General features: G+C 67.7%; 9 protein-coding genes. 1 reads left to right on the top strand and 8 read right to left on the bottom strand.

Annotation, left to right across the window (positions count from 1 at the left end):
• Window positions 1–2: 2 nt before the first annotated feature.
• Entirely contained in the window at window positions 3–1784 is a 1782-nt protein-coding gene (locus tag D456_RS0118665) for a GmrSD restriction endonuclease domain-containing protein (RefSeq protein WP_017577705.1), read from the bottom strand.
• Window positions 1785–2221: 437 nt separating this feature from the next.
• On the opposite strand from D456_RS0118665, the gene D456_RS0118660 reads away from it, so the two are divergent.
• Window positions 2222–3181 (top strand): HNH endonuclease, encoded by a 960-nt coding sequence (locus tag D456_RS0118660; RefSeq protein WP_026116010.1) that lies wholly within the window; start codon window positions 2222–2224, stop codon window positions 3179–3181.
• 198 nt (window positions 3182–3379) lie between these two features.
• Here the strand turns inward: D456_RS0118660 and D456_RS0118655 are convergent, their stop codons facing one another.
• The 7 genes from D456_RS0118655 to D456_RS0118625 all read right to left on the bottom strand — a co-directional run bounded on the left by D456_RS0118655 (window position 3380) and on the right by D456_RS0118625 (window position 22949).
• Window positions 3380–3568: a helix-turn-helix domain-containing protein gene (locus D456_RS0118655; RefSeq protein ID WP_017577703.1), complete on the bottom strand. Its 189-nt coding sequence runs from the start codon at window positions 3566–3568 to the stop codon at window positions 3380–3382.
• A 451-nt stretch (window positions 3569–4019) separates the two neighbouring features.
• A complete protein-coding gene (locus D456_RS0118650) occupies window positions 4020–4553 on the bottom strand; it encodes a hypothetical protein (protein WP_040699651.1) in 534 nt (177 codons plus the stop codon).
• A 173-nt stretch (window positions 4554–4726) separates the two neighbouring features.
• Complete coding sequence (locus tag D456_RS0118645) at window positions 4727–5413, bottom strand: hypothetical protein (RefSeq protein ID WP_017577701.1); 687 nt, start codon at window positions 5411–5413, stop codon at window positions 4727–4729.
• 589 nt (window positions 5414–6002) lie between these two features.
• On the bottom strand, window positions 6003–8465 hold the full coding sequence (locus D456_RS0118640; RefSeq protein WP_017577700.1) for a UvrD-helicase domain-containing protein: 2463 nt from the start codon (window positions 8463–8465) through the stop codon (window positions 6003–6005).
• A complete protein-coding gene (locus D456_RS0118635) occupies window positions 8462–15085 on the bottom strand; it encodes a DEAD/DEAH box helicase (RefSeq protein WP_017577699.1) in 6624 nt (2207 codons plus the stop codon). Before D456_RS0118635 ends, D456_RS0118640 begins: the two co-directional genes overlap by 4 nt.
• A complete protein-coding gene (locus D456_RS0118630; protein ID WP_017577698.1) occupies window positions 15082–20094 on the bottom strand; it encodes an Eco57I restriction-modification methylase domain-containing protein in 5013 nt (1670 codons plus the stop codon). The genes D456_RS0118635 and D456_RS0118630 overlap by 4 nt, the downstream gene beginning before the upstream one ends.
• Entirely contained in the window at window positions 20091–22949 is a 2859-nt protein-coding gene (locus D456_RS0118625; RefSeq protein ID WP_017577697.1) for a helicase-related protein, read from the bottom strand. The genes D456_RS0118630 and D456_RS0118625 overlap by 4 nt, the downstream gene beginning before the upstream one ends.
• Window positions 22950–23080 lie beyond the last annotated feature (131 nt).

Below are 23080 nucleotides of genomic sequence, written 5' to 3'. Positions count from 1 at the left end.
CTCTAATCCTCCGAGGGGGTGACGGGTTTGCCCATGGCCTCGGCGACCAGATCGGTCAACAGGGCCGCGCGGGCCTCGTAGAAGGTCTCGAAGTCGTCCGTGCGCAGGTGCTCGGGGTCGATCAGGTGCCGCTCCACGTAGGAGTCCATCTGTTCGGTGGAAATCCTGTTCTCCTCCTGGATACGGCCGAGGTAGGAGCTGGGTGCGCGTCCTCCGATGGACCTGTTGGTCCTGGCCGACAGGGGTGTCTTGTTGACGATGCCGTCGTACCGGTCGCGCGGGATGCCCTGGTCCTCGCACCACTTCTGCGGGAAGAGGTGGTGGATGTCGATGGCGTGGTCGAAGTACGTGTCCGCCTTGATGTTGGCTCCCGTCCGCCAATCGCTGATGTCGCGTTTGAGCAGTAGGGCGTAGATACCCTTGTAGGCGGCGCTGTTACGGGTGCGCAGTGTTTCGAGGCGTCCTGCGGAGAACTGGGCTTCCTCCACCGTGCGTGGCACGGAGTGCTTGCCTCGCACCCAGGCGACGACATCGGGCAGATCCCGGGCGAACCGGGACTCGGTACTGCCCCCGTACATCTCGCCGAGGATTCCGCACCAGAACCACCGGGAGATCTTTTCACGCGCGGAAGGGGTCTCCGCCTCTTCTCCGAGGGTCGCGAAGATCGCTGCGAGGGGGAGGATCTGCGTCCCGTAGGGCAGGAACCTGGTGTCGTACACGCATTGGTCGTAGAGGAACTCCGCGGTGGTCAGCAGCGCACCGACGGCCTTGTCCGCCCATCCCCGGTAGTCCTCCAGCGACAGCCGCAGCATCTCGGCACGGCGGCAGCCGACCCGGGGCGCCCTGTCCCGGTCCCCTCCCCCTGCGAGCCAGACGTGGTTCCGTTCCTGGGTGGCGAGCAGCGTGACGACCTGGAGGAAGTCGGTGTCCTTCACGTGTTCGAGGACCCTGTACCGGCTGTCGTTCAGCCACGTGTTCCGTCGTTGCTCCCAGTCCGGACGCAACTCGAACTCGTCGGCGGCAAAGGTCGCTGTCAGCAGCTCGAACACGGTCAACGCCTCACCACCGGTGTTGACCTTCTCGAAGACCTGGCACACCGCCTCTCGCGGCGTCTCCTTGCCGAGCTCGATCAGCGGGAGCTGGTACCGCTCGAAACGCTTGACGACATCGGTACTGAACTGCTTCCACAGCTCACGGACGGGTTTGGCGTAGTCGTAGTGTTCACGGAACCCTTCCGCCCAGTCGCTGGAATCCAGGATCTGGTTGAGGGGAAAGAGTTTCGCCTCGTACTCCTTCTCCGGAGTGGAGCAGTCCAGAGTAGTTTTCCTACGTGGATTTCTGTCGATCTTGTCCTCGGGCAGGAACTTCACGGCGAGCTCGCGATCGATCTCCGGGTTCACCGCCGCCTCGATGTCGAGGTAGAACCAGCCCGCGACCTTCCGGCCCCTCTCGTCATGGGTCTGTACGGGGGCGTTGAGAGTGATGGCCTGGAACAGCGAGGTCATCCGCTGTTGCCCGTCGAGGATGAGTGATTCGGCGTCCTTGGAAACCGTGCGGATCCCTTCGACCGGCCGTTGACGGAAACGTGTCTCCCCTCCGGCCCGCAGGAACATGAGCGTACCGACCGGGTACCCCTGGGAAATGGAGGCGAGCAGGCTGGCGATGCCTTCCTGGGACCATACCCACCCCCGTTGGAAATCGGGGAGTTGGATACGGCCGTCGGCCACTTTCTTGAGCAGCTCTTCCAGGAACTCCTTGGTGCTGTCGAAGGTTTCTACTGCCATGGGGGTCCTTGTCGTTTCCAGGTAGCGGGCAGAGGGATCAGAGGAGAACGAGGGGGCGGACGTGCCGGGCAACACCCTGGCGACGCACGCATCGGCAGGGTGGAGCAAGCGGGACACGTTCGGCCGCGTGCTCGGGTGCTGCGGTACGGACCCGGGTCCGTCCGATGCGTTCACCCGCGCTCGCTGCCTCCCTCACGCGTTCGCATCCGTGTACTCGCCGGCATCGCAGGGACCGCCTCGGGAGAACACGGTGCCGACCGTCCGAACCATGGAACCCCATTCACTCGGCCGCCCCTTCACTCGTCGCGGGAATCCCCTTGGCCGGATGTGGTCACAGGCGAGTGCCCAGGCCTTTCGCCTGCACAGCTCCGTCTGCATCAGTGGCATCTCCGGTCACAGGACACCTTCTGCAGCCGCCCTGACCCACAATGTCGGACATGAAGGCATTCGTCGGCGTCACTGACAAGGCCTGGGCCGGCTTCCTCGCTCAGCGCCCCCACCTGGACGAGATCAACTTCTGGCGCCCCTCCGGGAAACCTTTCCGGGCGCTCTCCCCCGGAGATCTGTTCCTGTTCAAGACCAAGAAACCGCACGACCGGATCGTCGGCGGCGCCGTTTTCAGCGGAACCGTGCCCGCCCCTCTGTCCGAGGCCTGGGAGTCCTTCGGTGAGGGGAACGGAAGAAGGTCACACGAGGAGGCACTCGAGGCGATCAACGGCTACCGAACGAAGAACAAGATCCCTCCCGAAGAAGATCCGCTCATCCGCTGCATCATGCTGCGCGACCCGGTGTTCCTGCCCGAGGAGGAGACCTTCGGCCCGCCTCCGAACTGGCGCTACAGTGCCGTTCAGGGCAAGGGCTACGAGGACATCGTCAACCACGAGTACGCCGGCTATTTCACTCCCATCGCCGAGCGGATCCTGAGTCAGAGTCCCGCGGAGGTCGTCTCCGAGGAACAGAGCACCGTGGCGGCCACGTGGGAACGTTCAGGGCCGATGTTCGGCGAAGCCCGTCCCACCCGGCACCGTCTGGGGCAGAAAGCGTTCAAGCTGGCATTGCTGGACTCCTATGAAGGCCGGTGCGCCATCACTCACCAGGCCTTGCGCCCCGCGCTGGAAGCCGCCCACATCCACCCGGTCTCCGAAGGCGGGCTGCACCGGCTCGACAACGGCCTCCTGCTGCGTTCGGACGTGCACAAGCTCTTCGACACGGGTTACCTGTCGAGCGCCCCGGACCTGGGGGTCCGGGTCAGTCCCCGCCTGCACAAGGACTTTCCCGACGCGCAGGAGTACGCCGCCCTGGAGAGCAGACCGGTGGCCCTCCCTCGGGAGAAGGCGAACCATCCTTCCCCGGAAGCTCTGGAGTGGCACATGAGCACGGTCTTCAAGACCGGGTGACGTGGGGCCCGCATGCACGGCAGCAGCCTTTCGTGCAGCGCCCATGGGCGGCACGGGCAGCCCTGTTCGGGGGTGAGGCCTGACCGCGACCACGTGCCTCACGGTGTCCCGGGTCCGCACCCGTAGAAGCCCACGGGCGCGCCGAGCGCAGTGCGGGCCTCTCGGTACCGCGACGCGCCACTGCACACGCTTGTGTCGCTACAGATGTTCTCGGGTTTCTCGGTAATCGGCCACCGCGCTGCGCCGGAGGACGTACTGGCGTCCGACCTGACGGGCGGGGAGACGGTCCGCGTGGATCAACTTCATCACACCCTGTTTGCTCATACCGACGAGTTCGCCGGCCTGTTCCGGTGTGAGCAGGTCGGGGATTTCGGGATCGTCGAGCATCGGTCCTTCTCAGGCTGGTCGTTACCGGTCCCGAACATCCTTCGGGGTCGGTAATGGTCGATCAAATCCGACTACGCTTGCGAGCGATCAGGTAGACACATGCGCCACCGATCGCGGCAATACCCCACAACGCCCACAGGGTCCACACGAGCGGAGTCGTCGGCCCACTCACCACAGCTACGATCAGTGCCGTGGCTGTCAGTGGCAAACCGGCCAAGAGCACCATCAAAGGGACACGGACCATATCGCCTCCGTTCTTCTCGGTCGATCGTCCTGCATGCTATGCCTCGTGGCGATCCCTGGAAAGTCCGGACCGAGGACACGTGATTCGTTCCCGCCCCTTTCCCCTGATCCCGCCAACCGCTTTCGCGGAACCCTCCGGATCGGCTTTCGCAGCGTAAGCTGCTTCGGATTCTCCTGGCGACAGTTCTCCCCCGGTTCCGCCCTCGACTCAGCGGGAAACCGCCGCTCGCACCTTCTCCACGTACTCCGGGACCAGCTCCGCCGGGTCGCCTGCCACCCGAGCGAGCTCGCCGGTCAGCAGCCACGCATCGGCCCGTCCCAGCTCCAGCAGCGGCCTGCGGATCCGGACCGCCCACGCGCCCGGGCGGGCGTCGGGGAAGGCCTCCAGCTCCGGTACGAGCGGGGACAGCTCCACCCCGGTGCGGTACGGGGTGACGTTGTCCAGGTGCAGGTCGCACCCGCGCGGGAAGTCCCTTCCTGCGATGGTCACCGGCTCCTCGTAGGTCCGCACCGGGGAGGACACCTCGGCCGTCCCGATGATGCGGGTGCGGTCCCGGGTCGGGTTGTGCCAGCACCCGCGCGTGGTGAGCAGGAGCAACCGGTCACCCACGGCGAGCCGTTCCACCTCCGCCCGCCGGGTCGAGGGGAAGGCCATTTGCTGGTGCCGGAGCACCCACGCCACGGCCTCGCGTTCGCTGAGGATCAGCAGGTACGTGCGAGTGGGATCGGGTTCTGCGCTCATCACGGGGTCAGGATCCCACAGCAGCGCCCCCTCGGGCCTCGTGGTGGCCGAGACCGACCGATCGGGGCGATGGCCGGCCGCACATGCTCAAGGCGGGTCGCTGCCTGCGGGCTGTTCCTGCTTCGTTGGCCGGGGCCGGCGTTCACTGGTTGCAGCAAGCCCCTGGTACTGCCTCAGCCACCGAGTAGTTGGGTGAACTCCAGGCGTCCCTCGGTCTCTTCGGAGAACACTTCACGTGCCAGGGGTCCCATGGAAGCCTCCGTCACCCGCTCGTGCGCGCCCGGGTCGGGGCAGATGAGGAGCGCGAGCAGCCGCAGTCCTCTGGCCAGGGTTCTCGGGTTCGAGGCGAGAGTCTCCTGCGCGATCTTCCAGAGTCCGTCCAATGCGGTATCTGCCAATGCGGTCCGCACCGGTCCCCATTCGGGTGCGTTCTCGCTCTCGAGCAGTACCGCTTTGACCTCCCCCGGTACTTGGTCGGAGACGTTACCGATCCTGTGCAGTGTGAGCGCGAGTTCGGAGAGCAGTTCACACCAGAAATGCCCAGCGGTGTGGCTTCCGTATTCTGCGAAGGCCGGGTCTTTCCTTTTTCGTTCCTGCGCTTCGGTGGCCATCTCACCACCGAAGACATCGCTGTGGATCCGATACCCGAACCCTTTGAGATCTTCACGTTCTCCGGGGTGCCGTACGAGCCAATCCACGGTGTCGGCAGCCGCCAGACCAGCTCCGGCACGGCGGAGGTACAGGGTCGGGGTACGCCACTTGTTGGCCACGAAGCGGCTTCGGCTACGCAGCCATTCCTGTTCGGCTGCGTCCCGGAAGCGCTCACGATCCTCTTCGTGTCCGGGTTCTGCCCGGCGCACATGCCCGGTCCACCTGTGGAGGCTTCCTCCGCAACCGGAACATGCGCACTTGAGTTGGGTCGCCTTTTCACACGGCACGCTGTGTTTCACATACTCTCCGGAGTGAAAGTGGGTGTCACCAGGAAACTCACCTCCACCACCGTGCCGGTACCGATTCGTTTTCGGTACTGCAGCAGAAGGGACTGTCACATCACCGGAGAGACAGGGCCCTCTGGCGGACAGCGCCACCGACAGCAACATGCCCTTCGCATCGCTCGCCCGCCTGCGGAGCTGCGACAGGGGTGAACCGCACAGCGGTACCGAGCGTCTCCAACAGGCCACATACGCAACGGAATGTCCCTACACTCGAACCGGGCAGCGCTGAACTCCCCCATGAATCGCGACCATAACAAGGCGCGGAAGAACACGGACATTCTTTCTCTTCGCGCACCATGGGTGGACACCGTTCCCCGGGGCAGGCCGACCGGTCCGGGCACAGGGAATCCACGCAGAGCTGTGCACCGGAGACCGGTCGGCTTCATTTTCGACAGTGCTCCGGGACCGGGCCGACGGTCGGTGGCCGCCCGGCCCGGTCACCACGGAAGCGGTCTCAGAACAACGTGCCGGCGGGTTGGAACAGGCCGCCGTCATCGACCCTGGCTTCTTCCTCGCCCGCTGCCGCCCGCACGGCCTTCTTCGGCAACAGTGGGCTGGGGTCTCCGTGCCAGGAAACCGTCAGCGAGTCGCGGGCACGGGTGGCCGCCACGAACACCAGCGACCGCGCCTTCTGGAGCTCGTGCCGGTAGCGCGTGGGGGCGGACTCGCGCAGGCGGTCCAGCCCGGCACGGGGTATCAGCCCTTCGCTCACCCCGGCGATGGCCATGTGCTGGTACTCCAACCCCTTGAACCGGTGCAGGGTGCCCACGTGCACGGCCTGCTCGAACCCGGCGGGCGGCCCTTCCTTACCCAGGGAGGCAGCACGTACCCCGGCCTTGCTGAGCGCGTACTGGACCGCGTCGACCTCCCTCTTGGTGGGGGCGGCCACCGCGATCGACGGCACGGTGTCGCGGGGAGCGTTCTGCAGCAGGTCCTGGGCCCAGGCCACGACGGCCTCGCACTCGGCCGCCCAGGTGGGTGAGCCGCGGAACGTGGGCCGGGGACCGCGCAGCACCGACCGGTACCCGGACAGGGTGTCGGCGCCGTCGTCCAGGTCGTCCCAGTCCTCCTCACCCAGCAGCCCCAGCGCCGAGCCCAGGATCTCCCGGGTGGTGCGGTAGCTGAGGGTGAGCCGGGAGGAACGGCCGCGGATCCGGATGCCGAGCGCGCCCAGGGAGACCCGGTTGTCGTAGATGCGCTGGTGGGTGTCGCCGACCAGGAAGATGTCGTTCTCGCGCTGGTCGACCATGGCACGCAGCAGACTCCAGTGTGCGGAGCTGAGGTCCTGGGCCTCGTCGACCACCACGTGTTCGTAGCGGAACCGCAGGTTGGTCATGGACTCGTCGGGCCGGTGCAGGAACTGTCCGCCCTCCTGGGCCTCGCGTTCACGGTTGGCCAGGATCTTGGCGGCCCGTTCCCCCTCGGCCTGGGCGGCGGCCTGCGCGACCTGGCGGTAGGTCCACCTGCCCTTTTCCTCCAGGCGCATGGTGAACCGTTCCACGAGCTGCCAGATCTCGGCGCGTTGACCGCGGCTGAGGCGCTGTCCGCGCCCGGCGCGGCGGGCCCGGAAGTACTCCGAACGGGAACGTACGCCCTGGCCGAGGATGACCTGGTTCCACTCGTCCTCGAGGAACTCGGCCGGCCAGTGCTGTTCTCCGAGTTCGGTGAGCATGCTTCGCCACTCGAGGGCGACCTGGTCGTCGGAGATGGGCCTGCGTCCGTGGCTTCCCTGGCCGCTCTCGTTGACGATGCGGAAGCTGAGCTTGTCGATGTTGACGATGTCGACCCGGTCCAGGACGTCCTGGCCGGCCAGGTCCAACAGGCGGTGGCGCAGGTCGGCGGCGAGGTTGGTGTTGTAGGTGGTGAGCAGGACCGCCTTGTTGCGTCCGCGCGGGAGCTGCTGCACCAGGTGTTTGACCCGGTGCAGGGCCACGATGGTCTTGCCGGTACCGGGACCGCCGCTGATCCGGGCGGGGCCGCGGTAGGTACGTTCGACCAGCTTCTCCTGGGTGGGGTGCAGGAAGACCTTCCAGGCGGAGAAGTCGTCCTCCAGGACCTCGCGCAGATCGGTGTCGGAGGTGGTGACCCGGGTGGCGGGCCGGGCCAGGGCCGCACTGAAGTCGGAGGTGTCGACCGGGCCTTCGGCGGTGACCGGGCCTGTGATGTTCTGGAGCACCTGGTCGAAACCGTTGCCGTCGGCGAGGGCGAGCAGCACCTCCTCGGTGTGGCTCGGCGCCCCGTAGACCATCTCCAGCAGGCCGTTCTCGGTGGTGAGGGCCAGGGCCGGACTGATCAGCCCTTCGGCGACCCCGAGTTCGCGCAGCTGTTCGGCGGTGTAATCGGCGAAGAGCGGGGGCGAGGCGGGTGTGGAGGGCGTTTCGGGGGCGGCCTCGTCGGTCGCAGCCTCCTCGAGGGCGGGGTCCGCGTCCGCGGTGGGCGCGCTCCGGGTTTCCGGGGCGGTGCCCGGAGCGGCCTGCCCGGCCTCCTCCGCTTCCTCGGGCTCTCCGGTCTCCTGGGCCGCACCCGGTTCCGAGGGTTCCCCGATCCCGGGGCTCTCCTCGACCACGTCGCGGGAGGCGACGATCCCGAAGATCTCCAGCGCACCGGTGACCTTGTTGACCTCGTACCGGAACCGGTCGAGGTTGTCGTAGACGTGCTGGCGCTTACGGACATCGACCAGGATGTAGTCGCCCTCGCCCACGTGGAACAGCAACGCCCGGTAGTCGGCGTTGACACGGGCCGAGTGCAGCTTGTCGTGCCCCTTGAGCTGCTTGAACCGCAGTCCCGTGGCAGTGGGGTTCTCCCTGAACTTGTACTGGAAGTCGTACAGGGCGCCCTTGACGTTCTGGGGGAGTTTGCGGATCTGCTTGTCGGCCTTGTCGAGCAGTCGCAGTGTCGTCTTTCCCGGCACGCTCATCCCTTCGTGTTCTCCTCTTCCCGGCCGGGGCCGTCTCCGGTCCCTGAGCCGGCTCCGGCCAGCATGGCCGACAGCTCCGACACATCCCAGTCGGCGGCCTCGCGCACGTGCCAGCCGGCGGCGTGGTAGGCGTCCACGCAGCGGTCCCGGTCGTCGGTGCTGCCGTGGAACTGCGCGGGAAGCACCACGGCCACCCCTCGGTCGGGCCAGGCCAGTTCGGCGACCCACATGCCGGGTCCTTCCAGTTCGTGGCCGACCTCGGGTGCGGCGGCCCCGCGCCGGGACAGTTCCTCGGCCAGTTCGAGCAGCGCCGGGTCCTCGGTTTCCATCCACTTCCGGGCCTGGTCCCAAGCCGGGTCGACGGTGGCGACGAAGGTGTGGTCGGGCTCGGACGTCTCCACGGCGGTCTGCGCGGGTTCGGGGGCACTGGTGAGAACGAGGGTGTCGCCGAGCAGTTCCTCGATCTCCTCGGTGGTCGGCGGGTGTGTGGCCAGGCTCGTGTCGAGGCTGTGCCCGCCGAAAGCGGACAGGGCCGCGGCGTCGAAGGTTCCCGACGTGCTCAGCGCCAGTTGGGCACCGTCGCCGTTCTGGCCGGGCAGGAACTGCAGCAGGTTGCCCCAGTACAGCCAGGCCTTCCAGCGGTTCTTGTGGGCTTCCTCGTCGGCGGTGACGGTCTCGTCACGGTCGTCCAGGACCACGAATCCGCTGTAGACCTTCTCCGGGAGCTTCCGTACGACCACGGTGCGCAGACCCGTGTCGTCGTGGCCGCGCACCACCTGGCAGTCGCCGCGCCGGACGGGATCGGGCAGCGGTTCGCCCTCCAGGACCGAGGTGAACCGGGGAGCGAGGTCGAGGCCCGGCAGCTGGGTCTGGTCCTTGCCCCGGGTCCCGGCGATCCCGGCGACCAGTCCGGCCGCGCGGCTCGCCCAGGCCTTGTCGTCGGGGTCGGTGAGGTAGGCGAACAGGGTCACCGCCGGGCTGACCCAGGTGAGCCGTTCCAACTCCTTGGGGTCGGCCCCGGAGAACATCTGCTGGGCGGCCATGCGTCCACGGGTCCCGTAGGGTTCCCAGACCGGGGAGCCCTTCCGGACCACTGCGGCGTCCTTGCCCTTCTCCAGGAACTCCACATCGTCCCAGGTGAGTTGGAAGACGGTGATGTCCTGGGAGCGCAGCCAGGCCCGTTTGGCGGCATCGCCGGCGATGCGGTTCTTGTCCGGGGCGGCGTGGTAGCGGTATCCGTCCAGGTACACGGCGACCTGTTGGCGGGCCGAGTCCCGGCGCCGGAAGACCACGTCGGGGCGGGTGCGTTCGATGGTGTTCTGCAGGATCACGTCCCAGCTCACCACCTCCTTCCCGGTGTCCAGCTGCAGGACGGCCTTCTTGCGTCCGGCGTCCTCGCCCTCGCGGCGGAAGGTACGGGCGGCCCCGCCCTCCTGGGCCCAGCGTTCCAGAGCACCGAGGAAGCGGCCCTCCAGTTCACTCTCGACCTGGTCCCACAGGGAGATCAGCCCGGTGTGGGCGACCGTGTCGGTGCGCCAGTCGTCGAGCAGGTCGGCGAGCATGCGCCGGGCCACGTCGCGGTCGGCGAAGGGGAACTCGGCGTCGTTGACGTGGGCGAGCAGGCAGCGGTGGCAGGCCTGGCGTCCGGTGATTTCGTCCCCGCAGGAGCAGTGCTCCAGTACCTCGCGGGCAGCGGTGAGGACCTCGCGGATGCCGTCGGCGCCCGAACGCGGGTTCAGGTAACCGCTGCCGCCGGGCAGGGTGTCGTACACGACGAGGTAGCGGCGCTGGTGGCCGGTGGACTCGTCGGGCATGGTGGCCACCACGGCGTCGAGGTGGTCCAGTGCCCCACCGTAGACGCGCGCGAACCCGGCCATGAGCGCGGCCTTGAAACTGACCATGCGTTCTTGGGTGTGCACGGTCGCCACGGGCAGCAGGATGCGCAGCGCCTCGGTCCGCAGGGTGTGGGCCAACAGCAGTGGCACGTGTTCGACCTGGTCGCCGCGCCGCTGCGGGCACCAGGGCCGGTGGTAGCCGCGCTGGTTGTCGTACTGGCTGACCAGGCCGCCGGGTGCGGCCTCGGTGGGCTCGCCCGCGGTGGCTCCGCCGCAGGAACGGCACACCTGGAAGGGGTTGACGGCGACCTGCTCGCCCGCGAAGGACACCTCCACCGAGCGTTTGGCGCCCTGGCGGCCCAGGTTGAAGCGGCGCACCGTGGCCTCGCGGGTGAACTCCACACCGAATGCGTGCCTGGCGTGGCGCCAGGCGCCCTCCTCGATGCGGTCCTGGGGGATGTCCACGGCCACTGCGGTCTGGTAGTACTCGCGGCGCCGGTCGTCGTGGTCGTCGCGGATGAGGGCGTCCTCGCGGCGGTCGCGTGCGTGCACCCGGGTGGGTTCCAGGACCAGGTGCAGGCTGCTGCGGTCGCCGATGAAGGCGTTGTTGCAGCGCGGGCAGGGCGAGGTGTCGCTCTCGGCGTTGTGGGTGCGCACGTGTCCGCAGCCCGGGCAGACCCGCCAGGGATGGTAGGCCTGCCGGGCGCGGGAGCCGATGTCGAGACCGTCGACGGTGTGCTGGAAACCGCGCGCGTAGTAGTGGTTGCCGGGTGCGAACTCGGTCAGGGCCATGCGGGCCGCGCGTTTGTACTCGCGTACCTCCGAGCGGAAGACGCGGTCGCCGTCGGCCCCTTCCTCGTCCCAGGTGAGGGTGGCTTCCATCTCGACGGCGCCGTCGATGAGCGAGTAGTTGGGCAGTACCCCGTACTCGACCAGGGCACCGTGGGCGCTGGTGCGGTTGATCTCGCCGATGCGCCGCTGCACGGCGGAGCGTTCGGCGTTCAGTGCGCGTTTGCGGCGTTTCTGCTCGGGGTCGGAGTCCAGGAGGCGGCCGCTCTCCTCCCTGAGGGTGCCCACGCGCCGGAGCAGCTCGTCCAGTCGTTCGCCCCATGCGCGTTCGGCCTCGGCCGTCTTGTCCTTGAGCCCCGCGGCGGCGAAGTCGCGCAACTGCGCGGCGGCCCCCGGGTCGACGTCGTGGCCGGCGCCGGTGAAGAGGTCGAGGAAACCTTCCACCAAGCGTGGTCCGGCTTCCAGCGCGGAGGTGGTGAAGCCGCGCAGCCAGCCCAGCTCGCCGAACAGTTCGTCCGCCTTTCCGGGTAGGGCCGGGACGCCGGGCAGGTGGCCGCGGGCGGCCAGGTCGGTCAGGTGGGCCAGGTACTGGCGGCGCAGGATCTCCACCGCGGAGGGGAAACTGCCCGGGGGTGCGATGCGCCCGGCGATCATGTCGCGGGGCTCTTGCAGGTAGTACTGCTCGCGGGCGCGCCTGCCGACCATGGTGAGCAGGAAGGCGTTGCCGCTGCGGCGCCCGGCGCGGCCGGCCCGTTGGACGTAGTTGGCGGGCCCGTGCGGCAGGGATCCGAGGATGACGGCGGACAGGTCGCCGATGTCGATGCCCAGTTCCAGGGTGGGGGTGGCCGACAGGACGTTGGGGTCGGTGTGGCGTTGTCCGTCCTTGAAGGCCCGTTCCACACGTTCGCGCTGGGCACGGGTGAGCTGTCCGGTGTGTTCGGCCGTGGTGACCCGGAAGGGGTCGGCGTTCCGGTACAGCTGCCGGTAGTAGTCGCCCCGGAAGCGCAGGTCCTCGTCGGGTTGGAGGGCGCCTGCGCAGCGGTAGCGGGGGCAGCGGGTACTGCGCCAGTCCTGCTGGTGGTCCAGGGGCACGGTCTGGCGCCAGTTGCACACCGGGCAGATCAGTCCGGCCCGGGAGACCGTGTCCGGATGGATGCTGGTGACGCTGATGTGTCCTGGGGTGAGCCCGTAGGCGCGGGTGGTGTTGTCGTCGGTGGTGAAGCGGCTGATGATCCCCTCGTCGTGCAACACCTCCAACAGGCGCCCCAGGTAGCGGGTGGCGGTGTCGGCGGGCACCCCCAGGCAGCGGGTGGTCCAGTCCTGGTACCAGGTGCCCTTGCCGGCGATGGAGTCGAACTCGCTGCCCTGTTTGCTGCGGTCGAGCAGGAAACGTGGCGCGGGCAGGGTGATGCCGCGTTTGGGCTTGGGGAAGGCCGGCATGCCGTCGGGACGCTCGCCCCAGATGGTGCCGTAGCGTTTGGTTCCCGCGTTGCGGATCCATCGGTCCAGCCAATGGTGGGCGATGCCTCCGCGGGTGCGGAGGCGTTCGAGCAGGCCACGTACGTAACCGCGGAAGACCTCGGGTTCGGGAAGGCCGGTGAGGGCCTCACCGCTGTGTTGGAGCACGTCGCGTGCCAGGGCGGCGATCTTGTCGGGCTCGTCCAGGCGCACGTGGGCGGTGGCGGTGCGGGTGAGTTCGATGGTGCGGCCCTGGCGGGAGCGCAGGCCGAACTCCATGACGGCGGTGAAGGCCAGACGCTCGGCCACCATCTCCCACTGGGTGTCGCTGCCGCTGCTCTCACCCGCCAGGAGTTCGTCCATGCCGGTCCGGTCGTGCAGGGCCGGGGGCACCACGCACGCCAGGAAGCTGGGTTCGCGGGCCTTCAGGACGGTGTCGGCGATGAGGTCGTTGAGGTCCTTGGGGGTGCCGTCCTTCTGCATCTGGGAGGTGAGCAGGGAACGCGCGGAGAAGGTGTAGGAGCGGTTGGCGACGAACCCGGCCCGGTGTGCGGCGTCCTGGACCGAGTCGTTGAACAGCAGGGTCTTGGGCACGTCGCCGCCGTGGGTGAGCTGGCCGCCGGTGAACAGTTCGGTGACCGCCACCGAGGCCAGGGCGGCCAGCCCGGAGCCGAGGAAGCGGGTGCCCTGGTCGGCGTCGCAGACCGGGCAGCGGTCGTTCTCCGCCTCCCGGAAGGCCTGCTTGTCGTGGCGCAGGTCGGTGAGCACGAAGACCCCGTCCAGTTCCCCGGCGTCGTAGGCGTCCACGTCGGCGCGGGTGGCCGGGCGCGCATGGGTTCCGGAGGAGGACAGCACCCGCACTGCCCGGTTGGCGTCGCTGCTCAGGGCCTCCTCGCGGGTGGCGTGCATGAGTGGGCGCAGGCCGCGTTTGGCGGTGATCGAGGTCCGGTAGATCTTCTCGGGTGCGGTGACCAGGTCCTGGGGGGTCGATTCCGGGGAGACGGCCGCCCATCCGGACCGGCCGCAGTGACGGCAGTAGACCGCGGGCAGGTGGGTGTGGCCGAGGGTGCCGGTGACGGTCTCGGCGGCCCGGCCGACGGGCCTCTCCCCGTGCCAGGTGAAGGAGGCCCGGTCGGAGACCGCGCGCAGGAGCCGGGCCACCGAGCGCACCCACAGGTGGGTCTCCACGGTCACCAGCGGACGGTCGGGCTCACCGTCGGGCACGTCGGGGTCCCGGGCCAGGGAGAGCAGGGCGAGGTAGCGGGCCAGGGCCTCGGTGGTCAGTTCGGGGGTGCTGCGCATGGCCTGGCCCCACATGTAGGCGCCGTTCTCCGGCAGGTGCGCGAGCACCTCGTCCAGGGAGCGCACGGTGCCGTCCAGGATGGCCAGGACCGCCTTGGTGAGGATGTGTTTGCGCAGGGTCGCGCCGAGCTGCTTGGGGGTGAGGTCGTCCCGGTCGGTGAAGGCTTGCATGATCGGCCCCATGCGGGCCGGGTCCCCGTGCGGTTCGGGCAGGTTGCCCACCTGCACCGGGTTGGGCAGGGGGAGTTCGTAGTCCAGGGTGTCCATGAACTCGTTCAGGGACAGCCGGTCCTCGCCCACCACGGAGTCCGGCCCGAAGTGGGTGCCGAAGACGGTCGCGGCCACCTCGCGCACGCTGCGGGCGGGGGTGCGGGCGTCCAGGGCCGTCTCGGCCGTGGTGCTGGGTGCGGCCTCGTCCTGGCCGAGGGTGGCCGAGGTGGCCACGGGGCAGATGTTGCCCAGCGGCCGACCGGGGCGGGCGTTGCCGGTGGCGGCGGCCAGGCGGCGCAGCAGCATCGCCACGTCGGTGCCCTGGGCGCCGTCGTAGGTGTGGAACTCGTCGACGACGACGTAGGACAGCTCGGAGCCGCGCCACAGGGGCAGGTCGTCGCCGCGCTGCAGGAGCAGGTCCAGCATCTTGTAGTTGGTGATCAGGATGTCCGGGCGCAGGCGCCGGATCTCACCGCGTGAGGTGGCCACACGCTCGTACCCGTCGGCGGGGGTGTCACCGATGTAGAGCCCCGCGGTCACCTCGGACAGGGCCGGGTCGGCCAGGTACTCGTCGAGCCGTTCGGCCTGGTCGGTGGCCAGGGCGTTCATCGGGTAGAGCAGGATCGCCTTGACCCCGGACGTGCCGGCGGCGCGGGCGCGGCGGCAGTGGTCCAGGACCGGCACGAGGAAGGACTCGGTCTTGCCGGATCCGGTACCGGTGGTGATGAGCGTGGGCTCGGGGGCCTTGTCCAGGGAGGAGAGCCGGTGGAAGGACTTGGCCTGGTGCAGGAAGGGCGTGAAGCCGGGCGGGTGCCATTCCAGGGCCGAGAGCCAGGAGTCGTCGGATTTACGGAAAGGCGTGCGTACCCGCAGGTAGGGGCCGCGGAAGATGCCCTGGGCCGGGTCGTTGAGGAAGGACTCCAGGCTCTCGCGGACCGGTTCGTCGGCGAGCGCGAAGGTGGTGGACAGGTACTGGGTGATGTTCCGGCGGACTTCGGCCGCGGCGAGGGTGGGCTGCACGGTCATGCCTCCCCGGGGGCGAGGGGTGTGGGGGCGGGGTCATCGCCGACGGAAGTGGCGGCCGGACCGGTCGGGCGCTCGGGTGCGGTCCAGGTGCCCTCGCGCTTGGCGCGCTCGACGATCCCGGTGAAGTAGGCGTGCGCCTCGCGGTACTCGGCCTCGCGGTCGGCCTTGTAGAACGGCGCGGAGTAGCCCTCGGGGATGTCGGCGGGGTTGCCGGAGTCCAGGTACTTCTGGAGGGCGAGGTAGTCCTCCTTGGTCTGGCCGTAGCCGAAGGTGTTGTGGCTCTTGGCGATCTTGCGGCCGTTGGCGTCGAACCACATCTGGGCCTCGTAGTCGGACAGGACCGGGAAGCGGGAGCGGTAGACGACGGCGAGCTGTTCGGCGGTGATGCCCAGCCAGACGGAGACGAGGGCATCGAGCTCGACCAGGGCGGCCCGGCGTTCGCGTTCGGTACGTAGAGGTGAGGCCCACTCCCACTCCGGGCCGACCTCGTTGAGCGGGGCCAGGCCTTCCCAGTCGACGGCCCAGGTCTGCCCGCGCCAGGTGTCGTCGTAGAGCTCCGACCAGAGCGGGGCGTAGGCGTCGGTGAGGCAGTTCAGTCGCATGGTGCGTACGAGAAGCGCGGTTTCCAGGGGGTGGCCGGGGGTCGGGGCGGGCATCTTGTTGGCTTCAGACACTCTCAGGTGAGAACGCCCTGTGATCCGCAGCAAATAATCCAGCGGAAGCGAAGACCAGAAGCCAGCGTTCAATACGGTGGTTCGATTGTTTCGCACCCACATGGTATTAACTGCATCAACATGAGCAGGGCCAGGTGGGATCAACGCTGCAAACAAGCTTCGCTCAGTATCAAACGGGATCATCACCCGCCAAGCAAGACGGAAGTACTCCGTGTAACGCTTTTCGCCCCACTTCACCTGGGCATCCTGGTATTCATCCAGGTCGCAAGCACGAACATAGTTCGTCACCGGAACCGCTTGACCCCCGAGAGAGGAAAGGTCAAACGCATCCCAGTCCCTGTTCGTATTACACGGGATCCTCGACTGCTTCGCAAAGGGGGTCGCCTGAGAAAAATGAGGCCCCTGAATGATAACCTCATTAAGTGAAGAGACTCGAGATCCACGCCATTGAATAATTCCCCCATTTTTAGCTTGGGCCTCATGATAGCCAGAAGAAATAAAAGGGTCACTATAGCCAAGCCTGAAACTATACTCAGCCAAATTAGCCACAGCACCTACTTCATCCTTGGTAACCGGATAAAGAAGAGGGATTCGACTTACCGAACTTTCCCCCGAAGAGGAAAGCTTTCCCCACTGACGCAACAACTCTGAGTTCACGTGGATCAGCCTAGAGGGGTGCGGCCTAGCATCCCACTTTCCATCCTTCTTGACCCCCGGAATCCCGGAAAAGCCACAACCCCTCAAGGAGTCCATCAAAGATGCTGGAGAAAATATCCAACTGGCGTTTATAAAGTCGATATCACTAGCAGCGCCGTAGACATTGACACCAAACTGCCTGGTTCCCTCAATCTCAAAAAGCTCCAGACGGTTCGAGAAATGCGCATGGAACCTGAGGCGCAAATAAGCAGCTTCCCTCATGGCACCCTCCCGCGCACCTCCAAAGTGAGAGTCTGGATGAATCAACCCAGAAAACCCTGAAATAGACGAACTCGCCCAAGTTCGAACAATAAAAGATCGATATAGGTCTGACTGGGTCCCCGCTAGCAACGGATAGGTCGACACATCAGACAAAAAATCACGCAATCCCGCTACCGAAGCGAGCTCTCCGAGGAAATGAATAACTACTCGAGTCGAACTGAGAACTACGCCTTTCCGGAGCTTTTTTGCATCGACAGCTGCCCGCCCGCTGAGTTCAAACCAAGGATCTTGCTCAGCAAGAACGCTATCCTCTTCCCAGTTCGGCCGCACCCACGGCGGGTTCCCGACCTGGATATCGAATCCACCACGCCCTTGGAAAAGATGAGCGAACTGCAACTCCCAGTGGAAGAAACCGTACTGTCTGGCCAGTTTCTCCGACTCGGACAACCAGGGGAACTTCTCACCGAACTTGTGCGGCTCGACCATGCCCATGAAGCCGGGCAGGTGCTCCTCCGCTTCGTCCAGTTCCCCCAGGCTCTCGATCTTGCCCTCGTACAGCGAGTCGTCCGGGATGTCGTGCGAGCCGAGCACGGCCTCGGCGAAGTCGAGCCATCCGTCCAGGTCGGCCAGGCTCTTGCTGTCCCGTTGCACGGTCTCGAACAGTGAGTCTCCCCCGCCGGCGCTCAATTCCAGGGACCGCTCCAGGCGCCCGTAGATCTCGTCGCTGCCGTCCAACAGTCCGGCCTGCTGCACCGGCCAGAACCAGAGCGCGCACCATGCGTCCATGACGGTCTTCAGGCGCCAGTACGGGCTGCCCTTGCGCTCCAGGCGGGCCTTGACCTCGTCACGGTCGAGCGGGTTCTCGGGCTGTTCGATCCAGTCGGCCCCGTACACGTCGATCCGGCGGCTGATCTCCGATTCCGACAGCTCCAGCCTGCGGATGACGAAGCCCCACAGGTACTCGGCTCTCCTGGACAGCCCTTGCAGCCGTTTGATCTGTGAGTTCTTGCCCGTGGCCTTGGGCCGTTTGCGCATGGCCTTACGCCAGGCGTTCAGCTTGGCCGTCTCTTCCGGGGCGAGGTTCTTGGCCTCCTTCTCACCGGCCACGCTCGCCCACCCCTGGGCGGGCAGCAACCAGTGGTGGATGTGGCCCTCGGGGATGTCCCCTTCACGGAAGGGCACCTCGTCGGGGGCGCTCTTGAGCCACTCGCCCTTCTTCACCGCCTCCGGGGAGTACAGTCGCCGACCCGCGCCCACCAGCGAGTTGCCGCGCCGCAGATGCAGCCCGAACCAGGGCGCCTGCAAGCCCGGGTACATTACGTTCAGCCAGAGCGAGACCTCGGCGAGCTCCACCGCGGTCTCGTTCAGGTCCACCCCGTAGGAGCGGTGCAGGGCGATGTAGGCCTTGACCTTCTGCAGCTCCTCGGCGTACTTCTCCGGGTCGAGTTCCTCGCCGCGTTCCTTCTGCGCCCGCTTCAGGTACTCGGTGGCGACCTGGTTGATCGCCTCGTTGAGGAAGGCCCCCGAGCCCAGCGCGGGCTCACAGATGGTCCACTCCAGGAGCTCGCGCGCCGAGGTGGTCTGTCCGTCCTGGTCCAGCCGCTCGCGCAGGGTCAGCTGCACCGTCAAGCGGGTCAGCGACTCGGGGGTGTAGTAGGAGGCGCTGGTCTCCCGGTCGCGTCCGGCCAGGCGGTAGACGAACTGTCCGGTCCGGTACTGCTTGCGTTCCGCGGTGGGTTTGCCGTCCTCGTCGGTGACGTACACCCACACGTTCTCGGGGTAGTCGTCGACCTTGGAGTGCGGCACCAGCCACGACCCACCAGAAGGGTCACCGTTCTTGGCCACCTCGTACAGGGGTTCCTCGGCGATGCGCCCGGTGTAGGACATCAGCCCCTCGTAGACCGCGCCGAGCTGGTTGATGCCCAGCTGCGCGTAGGAGATGAACCCGCCGCGCCCCTTCTTGCTGCCCCGGGAGAGCATGAGCAGCCTCAAGACCTTGTGCAGGGCGGCGTTGCGCAGCCGGGTGTCGAGCGCGGGCATCTCCGGCTCGTCCGGATCGTCGTCCGGGTGGACCAGGCTCGTCCCGATCAGGTGGGTGCGCGCGGGGTCGAACAGGTCGGCCCTGAGCGGTTCGAAACGCAGACCCTCGCCCTCGGACAGGCCCGCGGCCTCCTCCTCACCGAGCTGGTACCCGCGCTGGTTGTGGCCCTCGTTGACCATGCCGAACAGCAGGTCCAGCGACTCGTACAGGTGGATGCTGGTACGCGCCTCCTCGCCCTGCAGATCGTGTACGACCAGGTCCCCGAGGCGGGCCATGCTGTAGCCGCGCAGGTAGGCCTCGTCCTTGGCGGGCACCACTCCCAGCTCGGGGCGGGCCTCGGCGTAGAGCAGGAACAGGATCCGGTACAGGTAGCGCAGCGACTGTCGGGCCAGCTCCTCGGCGAAACCGCGCCCGGTACCGGTGTCGATGTGGTGCGGGTTCACCCCCTCCTCGCGCAGCCGGTCCAGGACCTCGTTGGCGATGATCTCCACCGAGCTCTGCAGGCCCTGGCGCAGGCTCTTGGACACGCCCACCGAGTGCTGGTGGGAGGACTCCACCAGTTCGGACAGGGCGTCCCCGCTGCCGTCCTCGGAGGGCAGCAGGGATTCGGCGCCCAGCAGGGCGGCGATGGTGCCGAGTTCGTCGGTGTCGTTGTTGCTGAGCGCCGCGTCGAGGTTGACCGCCAGGTAGCGGCCCTCGCCCCACACGGTGCGGTCGGCGAGCACGACCACACCCCCGACCAGGACCAGGACGTAGCGCAGCCCCTCCTCGCGGGCGAAGAGCCAGGAGACCAGCTTGGTGCCCAGGTCGATCCGGTCGCGTTCACTGCCGCCGAGCCGGACCGGATCCAGGAGCCATCCGGGGCCGTCGGGGTCCATGGCGGCATCCACGTCGGGGGCCCAACCGCACTCGACGGCGGCGACGGTGGGCTCGTGCAGGGCCAAGCGCACCTCGACGGTGTCGTCGCCGTGCTCGAAGTGTGCGGTGTAGGGCTCTTCCTTGGGGCTGTAACCCAGAGCGGTCAGGATCGCCCCGTGCAGCCCGTGCAGGCGTTCGGTGTGGGCCGCCACCCGTGTTCCGGTGACCGAGTCCGGGCTCTCACGCAGGCGTTCGGTGTACTCGGCCAAGGCGGGCCGGTCGTCGAAGTAGCGCGAGCGCAGCCGGCGCAGCTTCTCCCTGGGGGTGACCGGCCGGCGGCGCCGCTCGTCCCCGGCGGCCTGTTCGTTCTCCTTGGTCTGGGCCACCCGCCGGGTCTCGGCGCTCTCCCTCTCGGACCAGTCCTTGAAGACGCTCTTCTTGAGGGTCTTGGGCAGGACTTCGGCAAGATAGTGGTCGGAGAAGTACTCGCCACGGTTGATCACGGAGTCGTAGCTCATGCTCGGTTCGCACCCTTCACCACGGCCAGGACACGCAGGAGGGGCTCCCCGGCGGTCCGCATCTTCTCCAGCAGGCGGCGCTGTTCCTCGGCGGTCTCGCGCACCCGCGCGCGCTGGTCCTGCTTGCTCTCCTGCAGTCCGTCCAGGGCCAGCTGTTCCCAATCGGCGACCCGGCGTTCGGGTTCGGCCAGGTCCGCCTCGATCCGGGAGGCGTACTCATCACGGCGCTGCTCCAGGTGGGCGGTGGCCGCGCGGACCGCGTCCGGCACCAGAGCCTGCAGAGCGGCCAGGTCGCCGCCCTGGCCGGTGTTGACCATGCCCGGTCCCACACCGGCACGTTCCAGCGCCTCGAACATGTCCTCCACCCTGGCCCGGCCGGGCAGGCCGGTGACGGCCATCCACTCCACGACGGTGGGTTGGCCCAGAGCGTTGGAGTAGGTGCCCTGCACCAGGAAGACCGGTTCGTCCACCTCACCGACCAGGACGTGGGCGCGACCGCGTGAAGTGCGCACCTGCACCTTGTCGACCAGCCACTCCACGAGGGGATGCAGGTCGGTGACGTAGCCGGTGTCGGGCCAGGTGGTCTTGGTGGAGCGGGCCTCGTTCAGGCGGTCCTCGGCGTGCTCGCGGTCGAAGGTCACCCGGAGGCGCTCCTCGACCTTGTGGTCCTTCAGGTAGCCGGCGGGCAGGGCCTTGAGGCGCTGCTGGAGGTCGGCGGGCGGGGCGAAGGCGAGGATCGTCTCGTCCTGTCCCAGGTCGAGTTCGGGGGCGACGGTGTCCAAGGCGGTCAGGACGAACTGTTCCGTGTCGGCGAACAGGCCCGGGGAGGGGGCCACCTCAGGCGGTGCAGTGTCCTCGTCCACGCCGAAGTCGCCGAAGAAGGCGTCCGGTTCCCAGGGGTCGGTGTCCTCCTCGGCGCGGGAGGCCTCGAGGGACTCCTCCACCGTGCGGCCCTCCAACAGGTCCAGGACCAGGCGGTCCTCCTCCTTCTTGGCGCTGTACAGACCGGTCTCGGCTTCGGCTGTGCCCAGGCTCCGGTGGGCGTCGGCCTCCTTGCCCAGGAGTTTCTCGGCGACGGTGGTGTCGTCCTTGGCCCCGTCGACGGTCGAGGTGAGGATGAGCGCGCGGAACTGGGGCTGGTACTCCTGGCCGTAGCGGTCGATACGGCCGTTGCGCTGCTCGATGCGGATGAGCGACCACGGCAGGTCGTAGTGGACGATGTGGTGGCACTGGCGGTGCAGGTTCACGCCTTCGGAGGCCACGTCGCCGGTGACCAGGACCCGCACCTTGCTGTCGGAGAGGGCGAAGTCGGCGATGACCCGCTGCTGTTCGGTGTCGGACATGCCGCCGTGCATGAGGGCGACCTGGTCCTTCTTCAGGCCCAGAGCTGCGGGCAGCTCCTCGCGCAGCCACTCCAGGGTGGGCACGGATTCGGAGAAGACCACCGCGCGGGTGGGGCTCTTCTTGCCGATCCCGATGTCTGCGAGCTGTGTGAGCAGGCCCTGGAACTTGGCGGAGGAAGAGGTGTCGATCTTGTCCGCGAGCCTGCCGAGTTCGGTCAGGGCGGCGTGTTCGCGGTCCAGAGCCGGATCGGCGGCCGGGGCGGTTGCGTGTTTGCGCTCCAGCACTTTGAGCCGGTTGCCGACGGTGGCGGCCAGCGCCCGGTGGGAGGACAGGAACGCCTTGAGCAGGGTGTAGGGGAAGAGCCGGTTGTTCTTGGCCACCACCGGACCGCCCTCGCGGGCCTCCCCTGCCAGCCACACCTGGGTGAGTTCGGCCGAGACCGCCTCCTCGGCGGGGGTGGCGGCCACCCGCACCGGGACGGAGGGGCCGCGTTCGGGCCACTGGTCGCCGATGTCGGCGCGTACCTCCGGATGCACCTTGGTCCGTCGGATGTAGAGGTGCTCGATCTGCTGTGCGGTGTAGTTGCCCGGGTCGGCGATGGCGGCCGGGTCGAGCAGGTTGATCAGTTGGGCGAAGGAGCGGGCGTCGCCGTTGTGCGGGGTGGCCGAGGCCAGCAGCAGGGCGTCGGTGTGCTGGGCCAGCACCCGGGCGAGCTTGTTGCGCAGGTTGCCTTCGTTGATGAGGTTGTGGGACTCGTCGATGACCACCGCGTCCCAGTGCATGTTGCGTAGGTGTTGGCCGTACTTGCCCTGGTTCTTGAGGGTGTCGATGGAGATGATCGCCCGTTTGAAGAACAGGAACGGGTTGCGGCCGGCCGGGATCTCGCGCTGGATGCGTTCCAGGCCCACCGAGTCCAGGCGCACCAGCGGGATGGCGAAGCGGGTCCACAGCTCCTGCTGGAACTGCTCCAGGACCTGCTGCGGTGTGACCACGAGGATGCGTTCGCCCCGTCCGCGGCGGATGAGTTCGGCCAGGGTCAGCCCGATCTCCAGGGTCTTGCCCAGACCCACCACGTCGGCCAGGAGCACGCGCGGGCGCAGGGCCTTCAGGGCGAGCTCGGCCGGACGCCGCTGGTACACCTTGTCGTCCAGGAGGAAGCCGCCGGCGGTGGCCAGGCGGCGCTCGGACTGGGGCAGCGGAGTACGGCGCAGTACCGACTCCAGGTACAGGCGGCTCTCGGCGTACCCGGAGGAGGCATCGTGTACGAGCGTGGTCTCCTCCGGGAGCAGGGGCTCGATGTGCTCGATCCCGGTGAAGAAGTGCGCCTCTTCACCGCGGACGAACTCCGAGACCCCCACCACGCGCAGCAGGTACCCGTCGTTGTCGGTGCGGGTGCAGGTGCGCACCATCCATTCGGCGTCGCGCACCACCACGCGGGCGCCGGGGGCGAACTGTCCTGAGCTCGCCCGGTCCTCGTCCTCTGCCACGGCACGGCCCTCGCTCTTTGCCATCGGTCCTCTCACCGCTAACACGCGTTGCGGGGATCACCAGTTGACCCCTCCGCCCCTGCGAAAGGTGTCAGTTGTGTCCCGAATTGATTGTGGGGGTGGGTGCTCGGCTGCCAGGTGCAGGCGGCCTTCCC

It is taken from the genome of Nocardiopsis kunsanensis DSM 44524 (assembly GCF_000340965.1).
In the GTDB taxonomy this organism is placed as follows: domain Bacteria; phylum Actinomycetota; class Actinomycetes; order Streptosporangiales; family Streptosporangiaceae; genus Nocardiopsis; species Nocardiopsis kunsanensis.
The sequence above is the reverse complement of the archived record's forward strand: the minus strand, read 5'-3'. Positions and strand labels throughout refer to the sequence as shown.